Origin of the sequence: Paracoccus sanguinis, from assembly GCF_900106665.1 — a bacterium.
In the GTDB taxonomy this organism is placed as follows: domain Bacteria; phylum Pseudomonadota; class Alphaproteobacteria; order Rhodobacterales; family Rhodobacteraceae; genus Paracoccus; species Paracoccus panacisoli.
The window spans coordinates 248,675-265,706 of sequence record NZ_FNNA01000001.1 but is presented as its reverse complement, the minus strand read 5'-3'; the positions used below and the strand labels follow the sequence as shown (position 1 = coordinate 265,706).

Below are 17,032 nucleotides of genomic sequence, written 5' to 3'. Positions count from 1 at the left end.
GGCGACAAGACTTCGCGCGCCCGGCGACAGGTTGGGGACTGCGGGGGCAGGGAGTGGACGAGTTCGACATCGGCGCGAGGCTGAGAGAATTGCGCGTGCAGGCAGGGCTCTCGCAGCGGCAGCTTGCCGAGGCTTCGGGGGTGCCGCATGGGCAGATCTCGATGGTCGAGACAAATCGGTCGAGCCCTTCGGTCGCATCTTTGCGCAGGATACTGGGCGGTCTGTCGCTCTCGATGTCCGAGTTTTTCGAGCCGGATGCGCCCGCGTCGCAGGCCGTGTTCTTCCGGCCCGGCGAGATGCGCGACCTGACCGCCCGGCTGCACGCGGCGCTTGACGATCCGCGCGGGCGGATCGTGATCCGGCAGGTGGGCGATGCCCGCGCGCACGGGCTGCAGATCCTGCACGAGCGCTACGAGCCGGGCGCGGACACGGGCGACCAGATGCTCGAGCATCCGGCGCACGAGGGCGGGATCGTCATCGCAGGCGAAATCGAGGTGACGGTGGGGGAGGAGACCGAGCTGCTCAAGGCCGGCGACGGCTTCCTGTTCGATTCGCGCCGGCCGCACCGCTTCCGCAATGTCGGCGACCGTGCGGCCGAGGTCGTCTCGGCCTGCACGCCGCCCTATCTGTAGGGCCGGGCGACGCGGCTGGTGCGCGCCGCCCGGGTCGGGGGTTCAGGCGGTTTCCTTGATCATCCGCGCGATGGCCGTGACGCCCTCGGACGGCGCCAGCGTCACGATATAGACGCCCGAGGCGTCCAGTTCCGCCGACCAGCCGGGCTCGATCACGATGGTGGTCGTCACCTCCTCGATGACGGCGGGGCCGGTCACGCGGTCGCCCGCGCCCAGTTTCGCGCCGTCGTAGACGGGGGTCTCGTGGGCCTGGCCGTCGCGCTTGAAGATCATCTCGCGCGTTCCCGCCAGCGCGGCGTGCGCGCCCTCGCCCGCGGGGATGGTGATGCGGCCGGGCTTGTCCACGCCGCCGGTGATCGCGCTTTCGACGTTGACGATCTCGACCGGGCTCTGCGGCTCGGCGTAGGTATAGAGCTCCTCGTGCCGGGCGTGGAAGGCGGCCTTGAGCCGGTCGAGCGAGGCCTCGTTCACCTCGAACGGATCGACGTCGACGGTGCATTCGTGGACCTGCCCGACGTAGCGCATGTCGAGGCTGCGGCGGATGGTGATGTCCTTGTCGGCGAACCCGTCCTCGGCCAGATCGGCGCGGCCGCGGGCCTCGAGCTCGTTGAAGAGCGAGTCGAGCCGCGCGGCGGCCTTGGCGCCTTCCAGCCGGATCGGGGCGGGGGCCATGTAGTTGTACTTCACGTCCGACAGGATCTGGCCGAAGGCGCAGAGCCCCGAGGCGAGTTTCGACACGAGGATCTTGCGGATCCCCATCTCGCGCGCGAGCGCGGTGATGTGCGCGCCGGTGGCCCCGCCCGCGCAGTTCAGCACGAAGTCGCGCGGGTCGTAGCCGCGTTCGACCGAGACGCGGCGGATGGCGTTCACCATGTTGTTGTTGACGATGGTGAACATCCCGTAGGCGGCCTGTTCGATGCTGATCCCCAGCGGTTCGGCCAGATGGGTGCGGATCGCCTCGCGCGCCTTCTGCAGGTCGAGCGGCAGGCGCCCGCCCACCAGCCCCTCGGGGCTGAGATAGCCGAGGACGAGGTTCGCGTCGGTGGTCGTGGGCCGCGTCCCGCCCTGACCGTAGCAGGCGGGGCCGGGCTCGGAGCCTGCCGACTGCGGGCCCATCTGCATCAGCCCCATCGCGTCGATCCAGCCGATCGAGCCGCCGCCCGCGCCCAGGGTTTCCACCTGGATCATCGGGATGCCGATCCGGTAGCGCAGGAAGTCGATGTTCTTCGACACGTTCGCCCGCCCGTCACGGGTGAGCGTGATGTCGAAGCTGGTGCCGCCCATGTCGACGGTGATGATGTCCTTGAACCCCCACGGCTCGCCCAGCCAGAGCGCCGCCTGCGGGGCTGAGGCCGGACCCGAGTTGATCGCGTAGACCGACTGGTCCGAGACGATCCGCCCGAGCGCCAGCCCGCCGTTCGACTGGAAGTAGCGCACCGGGTGGCGGGCGCCGAGCGACTGGAAATAGCCGTCGATCGCCTCGACATAGCGTTGCAGGATGGGCGCGAGATAGGCGTTGACGATCGCCGTCGAGGTGCGGGTGTACTCGCGCACCTGCGGGTAGAGCTGGCTGCCGACGGTCAGGCGCACGTCGGGCATCATCTCGCGCACGATCTCGGCGGCGCGGTTCTCATGGTCGGGGTGCAGGACCGACCAGACGAAGCTGATCGCGACCGATTCCACCCCTTCGGCGAGGAAATGCCGGCAGGCGTCGCGCACGGCTTCCTCGTCGAGCGGGGTGTGCACGGTGCCGTTCGACAGCACCCGCTCGGGCACGCCGCGGCGCAGGTAGCGCGGCACCAGCATCGTGGCCGGCGGATATTCCGGGTCGTAGCGGTAGCCGTCCTCCTTGTGACCGAGGCGGATCTCGATGCTGTCCTCGTGGCCCTTGGTCGCGATGAGGCCGGTCTTGGCGCCGGTGTGGGTGATCAGCGCGTTCAGCCCGACGGTGGTGCCGTTGATGCACAGGTCGGCGTTCGAGACGATCTCGCGCGGCGAGAGGCCGGTCTCTTCCTCGATGATGGCGAGGCCGTTGCGGATCGCCTCGGTCGGGCGCGTCGGGGTGGAGAGCGCCTTGAAGATGCGCAGGTCGCCCTCGCGGTCGGCGAGGATGAAGTCGGTGAAGGTGCCCCCGGCGTCGATGCCGAGGCGGTAACGGTTCTGCATGGGGTCAAACCTTGTCTCGGGCGGGACCACCGGGGGCTTCGCGCCCCCGGACCCCGCGGGATATTTGGGGCAGGAAAGAACGGGCCGGGGTCAGGCGGCGCGCAGGCGTTCGGTCTCGGCGTGATCGACCTTGAAGGTCGCGGGATCGGCGAAGACCACGCCGTAGTCGCGGCGCGCGCCCTCGATGCTGACGAGGCCGTTGCGCACGTCCTCGATCACGCGGGCGATGTCGCGCTCGAACGGGTTGCCGTAGCCGCCGCCGCCGGGGTTCTTGTTGGCGGCGCGTTCGCCGGGCTGGATCGTCTCGATCACGTTCTCGGTGATGATCTGCGTCTCGCCGTTGCGCGTGACCTCGAGCCGGCCGACCTTGGGGGCGATCATGTCGGACTTGGCGCCCGCAGCCCCCATCGCCGGGATGCGCCGCCCCTCGCCGAAGGTGATCAGCGTCATGGGCTTGTCCATCGGCTCGACCTCCCAGCAGGTGCCCGAGCCGCCGCGGTTCTTGCCGGCCCCGCCCGAGTCCTCCATCAGCGAATAGCGGTGGATGATGATCGGGTAGCTGTGTTCCAGCATCTCGATGTCGCCCGAGGTCAGCGCCCCGAAGCAGCACTCCGGCCCGCAGGCGTGCCAGCCGTCCTGGCTGGCCGTGGCGCCGGCGCCCGAGATGATCGAGGCGAGTACCATCGTCACGTACTCCTCGTCGTGACGCGTGTCCCAGCCGGCGATGTTGCAGCCGTTGGCGTGGCCCCAGCTCGCCGAGACCTTCTGCGGTGCCGCCTGTTCAAAGGCGAGGCGCACGGCGTCGGTCAGCGTCTCCATCGGGGTCGTGGTGCAATTCATGTGCGGGGCGGGGGACTTCGCGTTGCACAGCGTGCCCTTGGGCCCCATGTCGGTCGTCACGCAGCGATACAGCCCCTCGTTGTAGGGCGGCGGCAGCTGCGCGAACATCATCAGGCCCAGATAGACGCCCGAGTGGCTGTTCCCCTCGTAGCTGTTGATGAAATAGGGCACCTGCGGGGGCGAGGCGATCTCGATGTGGCAGCCGTCGCCCTTGATGGTCACGGTCGCGGTGATCTCGAAATCCCCCAAGCCGTGGCCGGCATCCTCGAGGATCGCGGTGCCGGTGTAGGTGCCGTCGGGGACCGTGGCGATCAGCTTGCGCATATGCGCCTCGGCCATGTCGAGCAGCTCGGCGATGCAGTCCTGCACCACGTCCTTGCCGTACTTGTCCATCAGCCGCACGAGCGCACGGGCGCCGACCTGGCAGGCGCCGATCAGGGCGTTGAAGTCGCCCTCCTGGTCGCGGCGGGCGCGCATGTTGGTCAGCAGCAGGTTCATCACGTCTTTGCGCGGCTTGCCGCGGTCCCACAGCTTGACGGGCGGGATGCGCAGGCCCTCGGCAAAGATCTCGGTGGCGTTGGGGTTGTAGCCGGCGGGCACCGGGCCGCCGATGTCGGTCAGGTGGCCCTTGCACACGGTCCAGAACACCAGCTCGCCCTGGTAGAACACCGGGTAGTACATGCAGGTGTCGATGATGTGCGACCCGCCGTAGGCCGGGTCGTTGTGCAGGATCAGGTCGCCCTCGTGGATGTCGCCCTCGAAGAACCTGGCGACGGATTTCATCGCCGGAATCAGGCTGCCGAGGTGAATCGGGATGTCCTGCCCCTGCAGGATCATCTCGGGCGTGTGGTTGAAGAGCGCGGTCGAATAGTCGTGCGCGAGGTTGAACACGCTCGACCGTGCGGTCTGTTCCAGCGTCAGCGTCATCTCGCGCTGGGTGGTCTCAAGGACGCCGCGGACCACCGACAGGGTGATCGGATCGACATTGCGTCTGGGCATGGTGCTTCCTCCCGTGTCTGCCGGCGTGCAGGGCGCCGGTTCTGATCCCTCCAGACTGGCGCGATCGTGTCCGGCGCGCTTGCAGCGAAGTGAGCGATTGCTTGACGATCCGTGCATGCAAGGCGCGGATTTGCCGCCGGGCGCGCCCGCTCTTGTCGATCCGCGCACCAGCCCGCGGTCGACACGAAAAATTCTTGATCGGGCGACCGGGGGCGCGGCACGATGTCTCACCGCGCTTGGGGGATGGCGGATGGAGTCGACTGCCTATTGCACGGCCGGAACGAACCCGGCCCATCGCGCCGCCGAGTGGGAGCGGGTGATCGCGGACACCTATTTTCCCCTGCACCTGACGTTCCGCGATGCCGACCGCTTCTGCGGCCAGCTCGAGCGGCGCCAGATCGGGGCGGTGTCGCTGTCGCGGCTCGAGACCGAGCCGCTGCATTACGAGCGTCACACCCGCCACATCACCTCGACGACGGAAGAGGATTACCTCGTCACCGTCCCGCGCCGCAGCGCGGTCGAGTTCCACCAGCTCGGGCGCAGCGTCCGCTGCAACCCCGGCGGCTTCATCATCGAGCGCGGGGACGAGCCCTATCGGTTCAGCTATGGCGCGCCGAACGAGCTGGCGGTGCTCAAGGTGGGCAAGCGCGCGCTGTCCGAAAAGCTGCGCAGCCCGGACCGGTTCTGCGCCCAGGCGATCGATGCGGGCGCGGGGCTGCCCGCGCTCTTCACCGCGATGATGGGGCAGTTGCAGGCCCTGCCGCTCAGCCAGTCGCACGCGGCCAACATCCTCGGCCGGCAGATCGTCGAGGTGCTGGCGCTGGCGCTGGACGAACGCGCGGGCGGGGGGGAGGAGGCGCAGAGCTCGGTCCGCGCCGGGCATCTGCGCCGCGCCGAGCAGGTGATCCGGCAGAACCTGCCCAATCCCGCGCTCTCGCCCGAGTTCGTGGCCGATGCCTGCGGCATCTCGAAGCGCTACCTGCACGAGCTGTTCGGCGACACCGAGGCGACCGTGTCCCAGTTCATCCGCGACGAGCGGCTGATCGCGGCGCGTGACGAGATCGCCACCGCCCGCGCCGTACCGCTGGCGGTCATCGCCTATCGCTTCGGGTTCTCGGACCAGGCGCAGTTCTCGCGCCTCTTCCGGGCCCGCTTCGGCATGACCCCGAGCGATTGGCGCCGCCGCGCCGAGCGCCAGTCCGAGGGCTGACGGCCGGGGCCTTCGGGCCCCGCCGACCGCCGCGCGCGGGGCGGCGCGCGCAGATGCAAATCTTCGTGCATCCCCGCGCAAGACGCGCTGATCCGGTCGCCCCACCATGACCCGCAGTCCAGAGGCCGCGCCCCATCCGGGCAGACAAGGCGGCCCGTTCAGCAGGGAGTGCACGCATATGGCCGGAAGTCTCGAAACCGCTGTCGATCCAGCCGAAGGGCTGGAGTTTTCCGATCGCCCCGTTCCGCCCGATCAGCGCATGGGGCGGATGCCGCTGACCATGGCCTGGTGGTCGGTCTGCTCGGCGATGTTCTATCTCGTCGTCTCGGCCTCGCTGGCGCTGGCCTATGGCTCGGTCAACGCCATCATCGGGCTGGTGCTGTCGGTGATCGCCTATGCGGCGGTCAACGCGGTGCTGGTGCGGCACGCGATCCGTACCGGGCTGTCGGTCTCGCTCTTCTCGCGCATCCTGCTGGGGCAGACGGGGGCGGCGGTCGCCACGCTGATCTTCTTTGCCACTGCGATCTATTATGCCGTGTTCGAGGGGTCGGTGATCGCGCTGGCGCTGCAGAGCTATGCCGGCATCGCCTATCCGGTCGCGGCGCTGATCGTCGTGGTCTATTCGGTGCTGCTGATCTTCGGGTCGATCCAGAACTGGCTCGACAAGTTCAACGGCGTGCTGCTGCCCTTCTACCTCATCGGGCTTCTGTCCGCGGTGGTGCTGGCGATCTCGAAATACGGCTACTCGGATGCCTGGCTGAAGCTCGGCCCCGCGGGCGGGGCGCCCGCGACCGGCTGGTGGAACTGCTTCGTGGCCTTCATGGGGGTCTGGATCCTCATGATGTTCACCTATGACTACGCCCGCTTCGGCCGCGACGAGGACCGCGAATACCACGCCAAGGTCAACTTCGGCGCGCCCTTCTACCTCGTGGCCTTCCTGCTCAACGGGCTCGTCGGCATCTTCCTCGCCGCGAGCCTGCCGACCGAGGGCGGCGTCACCGAGGTCTCGGTCGTCCTCGCGCTGATCCAGCTGATGGGCTTTGCCGGGCTGGCCTTCGTCTGGATCTCGCAGACGCGGATCAACACCGCGAACTACTATCTCGCCGCCGTCAACATGGAGAGCTTTGCCCAGACCGCCTTCCGCCTGCGGCTGCCCAAGGTCGTCTGGGCCTGCGTGGTGGGGGTGATCGCCTATGTGCTGATGCTGGCCGACGTGTTCCACTACATCCTGCAGGCGCTGGCCTATCAGGGCATCTTCGTGGTCGCCTGGGTCGCCATCGCGCTGGTCCATATCGTCACCGAGGGGCGGGGCGGCGTCGATCACGACGCGACGCATTTCCGGCTGCGCGACACCCCGGCGGTGAACCCTGCGGGCCTGGGCGCCTGGATCGCGGCGTCGGTGCTGGGGCTGATCCTGCATCTTGCAGGCGGGGCGCTGGGCAGCTTCTCGGCGCCGGCGACCTTCGTTGCGGCCGGGGCGGCCTATGCCCTGCTGCGCGGGCGGCAGGCTGCGGAACTCTCGGTCGGGAACCGCTGACGCCATCGGACGACCCGGGGGCGCATCGAGCGCCCCCGGTGATCTGCGAGGCCCCCGCCGCGCCCGGACGCGCGGCGGGGGCTTCGTCGTCAGCGGGCCACCCCACGGATCAGCCGCGCGAGGTCGAGCCCGGCGTCGTCCGTCACCTGCAACGGCGCGGGCATCAGGTCGGCCAGCTTGATCTCGATACCCATCCCCACCTTGAACCCGACCGCCGTGCAGAACTGCACGATGTCGAGCAGGTAGCCCGTGAAGCGCGTACCGTTGCGCGGGCCCCGCAGCTGGCGGACCACCCCGTCCGCACCGACCTCGATCAGCGCCACCAGCGTCGGCCCGTCGCGCAGCGCCCAGACGTCGTGGCCGGCCGCGATGCTCTCGCGCGCCGCGCCGTGCTTCGACAGGCAGTTGCGCGCCTCGCGTCCCAGCGCCAGGACCTCGCCCAGCGTCGTCGTGCGGCGGCCCGTCAGCCGGCCTGCGGTGAGCCGTGCGGGGCTGGCGTGGCGGGCGTCCTCGCCGCGCCGCCGGTCCGCCGCGTCCGCCGCGAGAAGGATCTGCGACAGGCCGAGGCGCTGGGACAGGTCTTCCGGCGGTCCCTCCCAGTCGTTCCAGTCGGTGAGCGCCGTCCAGTGCGGCATCCCCCGCAGCGCCCGCGCCGCGCGGGCGCGAAACGGGTGCGCGTCGTCGGCGCCGATCATCACCAGCCGCTCGACGTCGAAGAGAAGGTCGCTGGCCAGCCGTCGTGCAGCCAGCTCGCCCTCGGCCCCGAGGCGGTAGAGGCGCTCGCCCTGGCTCGACCGGTCGCGGGCCCATTGCGGGTCGCGCCCCTCGGCGATGGTGCGGGTGCCCAGCGCCATGGTGGGAAGCCAGCTGAGCAGCAGGCGGCGCAGTTGCGGACGGTGGGGATGAAGGGCAGGGGAGGCGGCATCGAGCCGGGAGTCGACGGCGCCGACCAGGCGATGCTGGTCGATGTAGTTCCTGAACATGGCGGAGCCTTCCATATGGCCACGCCCCGCCAGAAGGCAGGGCACCGGGCTACATCGAAGGACCGGATGTCAGGTCATGCGCGGCACCCTAAGCCTCGGCGGGCCTGAGGGGAAGGGTGAGCGGCAGCGCCCGGTCCTTGCGGACGCGCGCTGTTGCTGACGGGCCACGGCGCGCGCGTCGGCCCGGCCTCGACGCGCACGCGCGGGCGGCGGTGCCGAGGCGCCCGGCGGCTACTCCGGCGCCGGGATATACTCTGCCCGGTCCCCGGTCGGCAGGTCGAAGAGCCCCATGCCCCAGTCGGCGGCGCGCCATTCGCGCTTGGCTTCCTCGATCTTCTCGCGCGAGGACGACACGAAGTTCCACCACACGTGGCGCGGCCCGTTCAGCGTCGCCCCGCCCAGCGCCATCAGCCGCGCGCCCTGCGCACCGGCGGCGACGGTGATGCTGTCGCCGGGGCGGAACACCATCATCTGGCCGGCGGCGAAATCCTGTCCGGCGATGCGGACCGACCCTTCGGTGATGTAGAGCCCGCGATCCTCGTGGTCGTCGGGCAGCGGAAAGCGCGCCCCGGGGGTAAGCGTCACGTCCAGATAGAAGGTCTCTGAATAGAGCGTCGCGGGCGCGCGCTCGCCGTAGGCGTGGCCGAGGATCAGGTTGGCGCGGACGCCCTCGGCCTCGATCACCGGCAGACTGTCCTTGCCGTGGTGCTCGAAGATCGGGTCCATGTCCTCGCGGTCCTCGGGCAGCGCGATCCACGTCTGGATGCCGTAGAGGCTGTGGGGCCCCGCGCGGCCCGCGGCCGACGTGCGCTCAGAGTGGGTCACGCCCTTGCCGGCCACCATCCAGTTGACCGCGCCAGGCAGGATCACCTGATCGGTGCCGATGCTGTCGCGGTGATGAAAATCGCCGCGGTACAGATAGGTGACGGTGCCCAGCCCGATGTGCGGGTGCGGGCGCACGTCGATGCCTTGCCCGGTCAGAAACTCTGCGGGGCCGGCCTGGTCGAAGAAGATGAACGGCCCGACCATCTGGCGCCGCGGCGCGGGCAGGGCGCGCTTGACCTCGAACCCGCCCAGGTCGCGGGCGCGCGGGATGATCAGCGTCTCGATGGCATCGACCCCGATCTCGTCGGGGCAGGCGGGTGCGAGGGCGGGGTTCCAGCTCATGCGTTCCTCCTGCTTTTAGCTTGACGCTAGCCCGCTGCGGCAAACCGATCAACCGGAACGCGTTCTGCGCCCCCGAACGCGGCTTTCGCTGGACAAGCCGCGTCGCGCGCGAAAGATTTGCGCCAAAAGGGGAGGGCTTGATGACCACGCTGTACTACGCCGTCGGTGCCTGTTCGCTGACACCGCATATCGTGCTGGAATGGATCGGGGCGCCCTACGAGGCGGTCAAGGTCCAGATCGGCAGCAAGGAGCTGCTGGCTGTGAACCCGGCCGGCGCGGTGCCCACGCTGCGCGAGGATGACGGCTGGCTGCTGACCCAGGCGGGCGCGATCCTCGAATACCTCGCGCACAAGCACCCCGAGGCCGGGCTGACGGGCGGCGACAGCCTGCGCGAGCGCGCCGAGGCGCATCGCTGGTCGGCGTTCTTCACCTCGGACATGCACGCGGCCTTCTGGCCGGTGTTCATGCCCTACCGCTACACGGTCGCTACGGACGACGCCGCGAAGAAGGCGGTGGTCGAGGCCGGCCACAAGCTCGTGCGCAAGCAGATGGCCGCGCTGAACGCCCATCTCGAGGGCCGCGACTGGGTCCTGGGCGAGGGGCGCGGGACGCGCTCGGTCATCGACGCCTATGCGTTCCCGATGATCCGCTGGGGCGTGAAGATGCTGCCCGGCGGGATCGCCGATTTCCCGAACGTGCAGGCGCTGCACGACCGTCTGGCCGCCGACGAGGCGGTGCAGCGCGTGCTTGCGCGCGAGGCCGCTGCGTGACGACCGGCATCCACCACGTCACCGCCCTGACCCGCAACGTCCAGAAGAACGTGGATTTCTATGCGGGCTTTCTGGGCCTGCGGCTGGTCAAGCAGACCGGCGGCTACGAGGACGCCGAGCAGCTGCACCTGTTCTACGGCGACCGGCTGGGCAGCCCGGGCTCGATCGTGACGTTTCTCGTGTGGCAGGACGGGGCGGCAGGGCGCGTGGGTCTGGGGCAGGTCTCCGAGATCGCCTTTGCCGTCGCGCCGGGATGCCTTGGCGAATGGCTGACACGGGCGATGCGGGCGGGCGTGCCGGTCAGCGGCCCCGCGCAGGAGATGGGCGAGAGCGTGCTGCGCCTGCGCGACCCGGACGGGATCATCGTGAAGCTGGTCGGCCTCGACATGCCGGCCGAGGCGCCGCTTGACGATCCGACGGCGCCGACCCGGATCAGGGGGGTGACGATCCTGACCGAGGATGCCGAGACGGTGGCGGGCTTCCTCAACCGCTTCGGCTATGCCGAGCAGCGCCGCGACGGCCTGTTCATCCGCATGGCCTCGGACAGCGATGTGGTGGACATCCGCGGCTCGGCCGGCTTCGTGACCGGCGGCCAGGGGACGGGTGTGTTCGACCACGTGGCCTTCCGCGCCCCCGACGTCGAGGCGGTGCGGGCGATGCGGCTCGCGCTGGGCGATCATGACGGCGCGACCGCGGTCCATGACCGCAAGTATTTCATGTCGCTCTATGTGCGCGAACCGACCGGGACGCTCTTCGAATATGCGACCGATGCGCCGGGCTTCACCGTGGACGAGCCGGCCGAGCACCTGGGCGAGAGCCTGTTCGTCCCGCCCCACGATCAGGCGCGCGCCGCCGATCTGCGGGTGATCCTGCCGCAGTTCGCGCGGCCCGGCGCGGAAAGGATGCCGATGCGCGACCTGCCCTTCGTCCACCGCTTCCACACGCCGGACGATCCCGACGGCTCGGTGCTGGTGCTGCTGCACGGTACGGGCGGGTCCGAGACCGACCTCATGCCGCTGGCCGCGCGGATCAACCCGCGCGCGACCCTGCTGGGGGTGCGCGGACGTTCGACCGAGGAGGGGATCAACCGCTGGTTCCGGCGCCTCGACCCGCTCACCTACGACCAGGACGACATCGCCGCCGAGGCCGAGGCCTTCGCGGGGTTCGTCGCGGGCGCGGTGCGCGGCTACGGGCTCGACGCCGACGCGCTCACGTTCCTCGGCTATTCCAACGGCGCGAACCTGCTGGGCGCGATCCTGCGGCTGCATCCGGGCGTGCTGCGGCGCGCGGTGCTGCTGCGCGGGATCGAGGTTCTCGACGACGCGCCCGCGGCCGACCTGACCGGCACGCGCGTGCTGATGACGACCGGGGCGCGCGACCCCTACGGCCGCATGGCCCCGCCGCTCGAGGCCTCGCTGAAGGCCGCCGGGGCCGATGTCGATGCCCGGCTGATCGAGGCCGGGCACGAGCTGTCCGGCGCCGATCTGACGGCGGTGCAGGGGTGGCTGGCGGGTTAGCGATCCGCCAGCACCAGCGCGGCGAGACCGGCGAAACCGACTGCCACGAGCGCCGCGACGCGCAGCCCGCCGGGATAGCCGAGCGCGTCGAAGAGCGGCCCGGTCAGCAGCGGCGACAGGAACTGGCCGGTGAAGATCGCGGTGGTCATCGCGCCCGAGGCCGCCCCCCGCCGATGCGCGGGGGCGACGTTCAGCGCGGCGGTCATGAAGTTCGGCATCACCAGCCCCAGCCCGATCCCCAGCACCGCGTTGGCGGCGATCAGCCCGGCCACGCCCCCTGCCGCCGCCATCGCTGAAAACCCCGCCGCCACGATCAGATAGCCGAGCGCAGGCGTCACCCGGCCGCCCAGCCGGGCCCTGACCCGGCCGAAGGCCAGCGCCGTCAGCCCGCCCGCCACGGTCGTGGCCGCCATCACCTGCGCCGTCAGCGCGGGGTCCGACAGGCCCAGGCTGGCGAGGTAGAAGGGCAGGTGGACCGGCACGATGTAGAACATGACGAAGGTCATGCCCGCCATCCCGGCCAGCACCGCGACGCGCCCCGCCCAGCCGGGGGCGGCGGGCTCTGCCGCGGGGCGATGCGCGGGCTCGCCCGTGGGGGCCACGGGCCGCTCGCGCAGCACGGCGGCGATGAAGGGCAGATAGGCAAAGCCCACCGCGTAGAGCGCGAAGGGCCAGCGCGGCGAGATCGCCGCCAGCCAGCCGGCCGCGAGGATGAAGACGAAGCCGCCGAAGTTCGTCGCGGCCATCTGCCAGCCGATGAAACGGCCGCGCGCGGCGCCCTCGAAATAATCGCCGATCAGGGCGGTCTGGGCGACCATGATCGCCGCGACCGAGATGCCCAGCACCACGCGGCTGACCAGCATCCCCTCGAGCGTCGGGATGAACGCCGCGACGGTCCCGGCCACCGCGTAAAGCACGATCCCCCCGAGCAGCAGGCGGCGGCGGCTGAAGCGGTCGGTGATGATTCCCGCAAAGGGCGCGATCAGCGCCACGGCGAGCGCCGGCGCCGTCACCAGAAGGCGCACCAGCCGGGCGGCGTCGGGGTGGTCGGCAAAGCTCGCCTCCAGCCCCGGCAGGGCCGGGCTGATGGTCGCGTTCGACAGGATCGTGAGCGTCGCGGCGAGGATCAGCGCCCAGGCGCGCGGGTCGCGCGCCATCGGGCGCGGCGCAGGTACGGTCGGCATTCTCTTGCTCCTACAATCCCAGGGCCAGCGCGGCGGCCAGCACCAGCAGCAGCACGGCAAAGCCCTTTTTCAGCGCATCCCCGGGCAGGCGTGCGGCCAGACGCGCCCCGAACGGCGCGCCGATCACCCCGCCGAGCCCCAGCCCGATCAGCGCGGGCAGATGGACCGAGCCCAGCATCGGCGCGGCGATCCCCTCGAGCGGGCGGAGCGCGTGGAACACGAACCCCAGCACCGTCACCGGCAGGCCGATCGCGGCGGAACTCGCCACCGCACGGACCATGCTGACGCCGCGGGCCGAAAGATAGGGCACCATGAAGACGCCGCCCCCCGCGCCGATCAGCGCCCCGGCGGTGCCGATCGCGGCCCCGGCGAGCCGGTCGTGGCGTGCCGACCCCGCGCCCGGCGAAGGTTTGCACCCGCGCAGCATCCGTGCGGCGATGAACACGAGGAAGGCCGCGAAGATCACCCGCAGGGCCATGGGCGGCAGCACCGTGACCAGCGCCGACCCGGCCAGCAGGCCGATCAGGCTGAACGGCACGATGCGCCGGAACAGCGCCCAGTCGACGTTGCCCATGCGGTGATGCGCCGTGACCGCGCTGAGCGATCCGATGGTCACGATCCCCATTGAGGTCGCCAGCGCCACCAGCGGCGCCTGCGCCGCGGGCACGCCCAGCAGCGGCAGCGAGAACACCAGCGCGGGCACGGCGACCAGCGCCATGCCCACCCCCAGAAGCCCCAGCAGGACCCCGCCCAGAACCCCGGCGATCAGCAGGATGAGGATCGTCGTCATGCGCCGAACTCCGGGTCGGCCTTGGCGCGCTCGAGGATCAGCGGGATCACGATGTCCTCCTCGTCGGCCAGGTGCTGGCGCAGCAGGGGCGCGATGCGATCGACCGTCGCGGCCAGATCGTCGACCGCATATTTCTGGTCGCCGGTCATCACGCCCTCGGCCTGCCCGAGGCGGCGCAGGCTGGCCTGCGTCACCGCCGCCAGCTCGTCGATGGCGTCGTGGATCAGGTGGTGATCGGCGTCGAGGATCTCGAACCCGCGCACCAGCCGCGGCTCGACGCGCTGGAAGGCGGGGAAATAATGGTGATCCTCGATCCGGTGGTGTCCGTCGAGACTGCCCAGCAGGCTGCCGATGTGGCGCCGCAGGGCCGGGGCGCTGTCATAGGTCGTCTCGCCGTCCTCGCGCAGCCGCGTCAGCTGGTCGGCGATCTTCGCGGTGATGGCGCGGAAGTAATCGTGGTTGCCGAGCCAGATCTCGCCCGTTCCGGCGAGCGCCGATTGCCCCCGCCAGGTGCCGCGCGGGTGCTTGCGCGTCAAAAACAGCAGGTCTTCGGGCAGGCCCGTGCGGCTGCCCAGCGTGATGTCTTGGTCCATGTGACACTCCTTGCAAGGGCGGGCGGCGGGTCGCCCCGCCGCCCGGCGCGCTTACAGACGCCCGAACTTTCCGGCGTTGAAGTCTTGGATCGCCTGCCGGATCTCGCCCTCGGTGTTCATCACGAAGGGGCCGTAGGCGGCGATCGGCTCGTCGATCGGCTCACCGGCGAGGAACAGCAGCTTGGCGTCGCTCGCGGCCTCGATCACCACGCCGCCCCCCTCGCGCGAGAGGCGCGCCACGGCGGGGCCGGTGAGCTTGGCCTCGGCATTCACCATGACCTCGCCCGACAGCGCGACGACCAGCACGTTCCAGCCCTCGGGCGGGGTCAGCGTCGTCGTCGCCCCGGCGTTCAGCCGCAGGTCCAGCACGTCCATCGGCGTGAAGGTCGAGGCCGGCCCCTTGGCGTCGCCATAGCTGCCGGCGATGACCCGGACGCGCCCCGCCCCGTCGGGCAGCTCGACTGCCGGGATCTGCGCGTCGGTGATGCTCTGGTAGCCGGGCGCCGCGGACTTGTCCTGGCCGCGCAGGTTCACCCACAGCTGCACCATCTCGAACATCCCGCCCCTGGCGGTGTAGTCGTGGCTGTGGAACTCCTTGTGCAGGATCCCGTCGCCGGCGGTCATCCACTGGACGTCGCCGCGGCCGATGACGCCGCCGCGCCCGGTCGAATCGCCATGCTCCACCTCGCCCTCATAGACGATGGTGACGGTCTCGAAGCCCTTGTGCGGGTGGACGTCGACGCCGCGCGGGCGCGTCGCAGGTTCGAAATGATGCGGCCCGCCGTAATCGAGCATCAGGAAGGGCGTGGTCTCGGACCGGCCCGACATGTGCGAAAACAGCGAGCGGACGGGAAAGCCGTCGCCGACCCAATGGCCGCGCGGTGCAGTGGTGGTGTCAACGATCTTGCGCATCTTCGTGCTCCTAACCGGCGGGAGAGCCCCGCGCTCTGGGTCAGAGAGTTAGGGGCTTGCAAGATTTGAGCAAGAGATGTCTTGTTCGTGTCAGCCGAACGCGGCTTTCTTCTTATATAGGCTGGTCCCGAACGCCGGTAAGGGTCACTTAAGGTTGCGAAGCTGGGCACACCACGTGCCCCGGACGAAATCAGGACGTGAAATGACCAAGCCCAACATCGCGATCATCATCGGATCGACCCGCCAGAGCCGATTTGCCGACAAGCCCGCCAACTGGCTGCTCGAGAAGGCGCGGCAACGCGACGACATGACGTTCGAACTCGTGGACCTGCGCGACTTCGACCTTCCGCTCTTCGACGAGGTGGCGTCGAATGCCTGGGTGCCGTCGAGCGACCCCCGCGCGGTCGCGTGGCAGAAGAAGGTGGGCGAGTTTGACGGCTACATCTTCGTGACGGCCGAATACAATCACTCGATCTCGGGGTCGCTGAAGAACGCGCTGGACCAAGCTTACACGGAATGGAACCGCAAGCCGATGGCCGCGCTCGGCTATGGCGGCGTGGGGGCCGCCCGCGCGGTCGAGCATCTGCGTGGCATCGGGATCGAGCTGCAGATGGTCCCGCTGCGCAACGCGGTGCACCTGGGCGGCGGCGAGTTCTTCAAGACCTCGCCGATCGGCCAGAATGCCGAGATGGCCGAGGTTGAGCAGGTGCTGACGCCCTCGCTGAACGCCATGCTCGACGAGCTTGCATGGTGGGCCAAGGCGACCATGACGGCGCGCGCGGCTTGAGAGACAAGGGGCGGTCCGCAGGGGCCGCCCCTTTGCGTCAGAGGGGGAACACATGAGAGACTCCGACACGCCGCTGATCCTGCCCGGCCTCGGGCCGTTCTACGATCGCGTGGCACAGCCGCTCGCCCATCTCGGGTTGCGGGTGCTGGTCGGCGCCCTGCTGGTCGTCGAGGGCTGGCCCAAGATCACCGCCCCCTTCGGCATGGCGGGGTTCACCGAAAGCATCGGGATGTATCCCGGCTGGCTGTGGTCGGCGGTGCTCGCGGTGCTGCAGTTCGTCGGGGGGCTTATGATCCTTGTCGGGTTCCTCACCCGCCCGGCGGCGCTGGCGAACGGCGTGATGCTCGCCGTCACCTACTGGTTCCACGTCACCCACCCCTACGGCACCGCGCTGCTGACGCCCGAGGGGATGGCGGCCCTGCCCGGGCAGGCGTCGCTCTTCACCGCCGACGGGTTGCGCAACCTCGGCGCCGATGGCGGGGCCACCTTCCTGCACATGGTCCAGTTCAAGGCCGAGGGCCTCTCGGCGATCTGGACGGTGGCGGCGCTGCTGCTCGCGGCCTGGGGCGCGGGGCCGCCCTCCATCGACCGCACGATCCTCAAGAGGGAGTTCTGAGACGATGAGCGACATCACCATCACCAAGGAAGACAGCGGGGGCCGGCACGGCCGCTACGTCGCCCGCATCGACGGCATCGACGCCGAGGGCGAGATCACCTTCACCCACCGGGGCGACGGCGTGATCAGCGCCGACCACACCGGGGTGCCCGACGCCATGGGCGGGAAGGGGGTGGCCAAGGCCCTGCTCGACTTCATGCTCGAGGATGCGCGGGCGAACGCGTTCCGCATCATCCCGGTCTGCCCCTATGTGCGCGCCCAGTATGCCCGCCACCCCGAATGGGCCGACCTGTTCACCACCAAACCCGGCGAAGACCCCTGAGAGAGGA

General features: G+C 70.0%; 16 protein-coding genes. 8 read left to right on the top strand and 8 right to left on the bottom strand.

The window, feature by feature from the left end:
• The first annotated feature begins 53 nt into the window (after positions 1-53).
• Positions 54-632 (top strand): cupin domain-containing protein, encoded by a 579-nt coding sequence (locus BLW17_RS01320; protein WP_036730961.1) that lies wholly within the window; start codon positions 54-56, stop codon positions 630-632.
• A gap of 42 nt (positions 633-674) precedes the next feature.
• Here the strand turns inward: BLW17_RS01320 and capA are convergent, their stop codons facing one another.
• Both capA and capB read right to left on the bottom strand, forming a co-directional pair.
• Entirely contained in the window at positions 675-2,798 is a 2,124-nt protein-coding gene (gene capA / locus BLW17_RS01315; RefSeq protein WP_036707865.1) for a caprolactamase subunit alpha, read from the bottom strand.
• Between the two features lie 90 nt (positions 2,799-2,888).
• Complete coding sequence (gene capB / locus BLW17_RS01310) at positions 2,889-4,637, bottom strand: caprolactamase subunit beta (RefSeq protein ID WP_036730959.1); 1,749 nt, start codon at positions 4,635-4,637, stop codon at positions 2,889-2,891.
• A gap of 250 nt (positions 4,638-4,887) precedes the next feature.
• On the opposite strand from capB, the gene BLW17_RS01305 reads away from it, so the two are divergent.
• Together BLW17_RS01305 and BLW17_RS01300 are read left to right on the top strand one after the other, a co-directional pair.
• A complete protein-coding gene (locus tag BLW17_RS01305) occupies positions 4,888-5,847 on the top strand; it encodes an AraC-like ligand-binding domain-containing protein (protein ID WP_036730957.1) in 960 nt (319 codons plus the stop codon).
• A gap of 268 nt (positions 5,848-6,115) precedes the next feature.
• Positions 6,116-7,384 (top strand): purine-cytosine permease family protein, encoded by a 1,269-nt coding sequence (locus BLW17_RS01300; protein ID WP_244507305.1) that lies wholly within the window; start codon positions 6,116-6,118, stop codon positions 7,382-7,384.
• An 89-nt stretch (positions 7,385-7,473) separates the two neighbouring features.
• Here the strand turns inward: BLW17_RS01300 and BLW17_RS01295 are convergent, their stop codons facing one another.
• Together BLW17_RS01295 and BLW17_RS01290 are read right to left on the bottom strand one after the other, a co-directional pair.
• Complete coding sequence (locus BLW17_RS01295; protein WP_036730953.1) at positions 7,474-8,367, bottom strand: hypothetical protein; 894 nt, start codon at positions 8,365-8,367, stop codon at positions 7,474-7,476.
• Positions 8,368-8,598: 231 nt separating this feature from the next.
• The gene (locus tag BLW17_RS01290) at positions 8,599-9,534 is read right to left on the bottom strand and encodes a pirin family protein (RefSeq protein WP_036730951.1); all 936 of its coding nucleotides are present in this window, start codon (positions 9,532-9,534) and stop codon (positions 8,599-8,601) included.
• Positions 9,535-9,674: 140 nt separating this feature from the next.
• Here BLW17_RS01290 and BLW17_RS01285 point away from each other — a divergent pair, with 140 nt between their 5' ends.
• On the top strand, positions 9,675-10,304 hold the full coding sequence (locus BLW17_RS01285) for a glutathione S-transferase family protein (protein ID WP_036730949.1): 630 nt from the start codon (positions 9,675-9,677) through the stop codon (positions 10,302-10,304).
• Positions 10,301-11,821 (top strand): VOC family protein, encoded by a 1,521-nt coding sequence (locus tag BLW17_RS01280; RefSeq protein WP_036730947.1) that lies wholly within the window; start codon positions 10,301-10,303, stop codon positions 11,819-11,821. The genes BLW17_RS01285 and BLW17_RS01280 overlap by 4 nt, the downstream gene beginning before the upstream one ends.
• Here BLW17_RS01280 and BLW17_RS01275 read toward each other — a convergent pair.
• The 4 genes from BLW17_RS01275 to BLW17_RS01260 are packed head-to-tail and all read right to left on the bottom strand — an operon-like array spanning position 11,818 to position 15,300.
• On the bottom strand, positions 11,818-13,005 hold the full coding sequence (locus tag BLW17_RS01275) for an MFS transporter (RefSeq protein WP_036730945.1): 1,188 nt from the start codon (positions 13,003-13,005) through the stop codon (positions 11,818-11,820). The genes BLW17_RS01280 and BLW17_RS01275 overlap by 4 nt on opposite strands.
• Before the next feature lie 10 nt (positions 13,006-13,015).
• A complete protein-coding gene (locus tag BLW17_RS01270; protein WP_036730943.1) occupies positions 13,016-13,795 on the bottom strand; it encodes a sulfite exporter TauE/SafE family protein in 780 nt (259 codons plus the stop codon).
• A complete protein-coding gene (locus BLW17_RS01265; protein WP_036730941.1) occupies positions 13,792-14,388 on the bottom strand; it encodes a hemerythrin domain-containing protein in 597 nt (198 codons plus the stop codon). Before BLW17_RS01265 ends, BLW17_RS01270 begins: the two co-directional genes overlap by 4 nt.
• Positions 14,389-14,439: 51 nt before the next feature.
• The gene (locus BLW17_RS01260; protein ID WP_036730939.1) at positions 14,440-15,300 is read right to left on the bottom strand and encodes a pirin family protein; all 861 of its coding nucleotides are present in this window, start codon (positions 15,298-15,300) and stop codon (positions 14,440-14,442) included.
• Positions 15,301-15,502: 202 nt separating this feature from the next.
• On the opposite strand from BLW17_RS01260, the gene BLW17_RS01255 reads away from it, so the two are divergent.
• The 3 genes from BLW17_RS01255 to BLW17_RS01245 are packed head-to-tail and all read left to right on the top strand — an operon-like array spanning position 15,503 to position 17,025.
• On the top strand, positions 15,503-16,087 hold the full coding sequence (locus BLW17_RS01255) for an NADPH-dependent FMN reductase (RefSeq protein ID WP_036707439.1): 585 nt from the start codon (positions 15,503-15,505) through the stop codon (positions 16,085-16,087).
• Positions 16,088-16,139: 52 nt separating this feature from the next.
• A complete protein-coding gene (locus tag BLW17_RS01250) occupies positions 16,140-16,703 on the top strand; it encodes a DoxX family protein (RefSeq protein WP_036730937.1) in 564 nt (187 codons plus the stop codon).
• 4 nt (positions 16,704-16,707) lie between these two features.
• Positions 16,708-17,025 carry a GNAT family N-acetyltransferase gene (locus BLW17_RS01245; protein ID WP_036730935.1) on the top strand — a complete coding sequence of 106 codons (318 nt, stop codon included), beginning with the start codon at positions 16,708-16,710 and terminating at the stop codon, positions 17,023-17,025.
• The last annotated feature ends 7 nt before the right edge of the window (positions 17,026-17,032 follow it).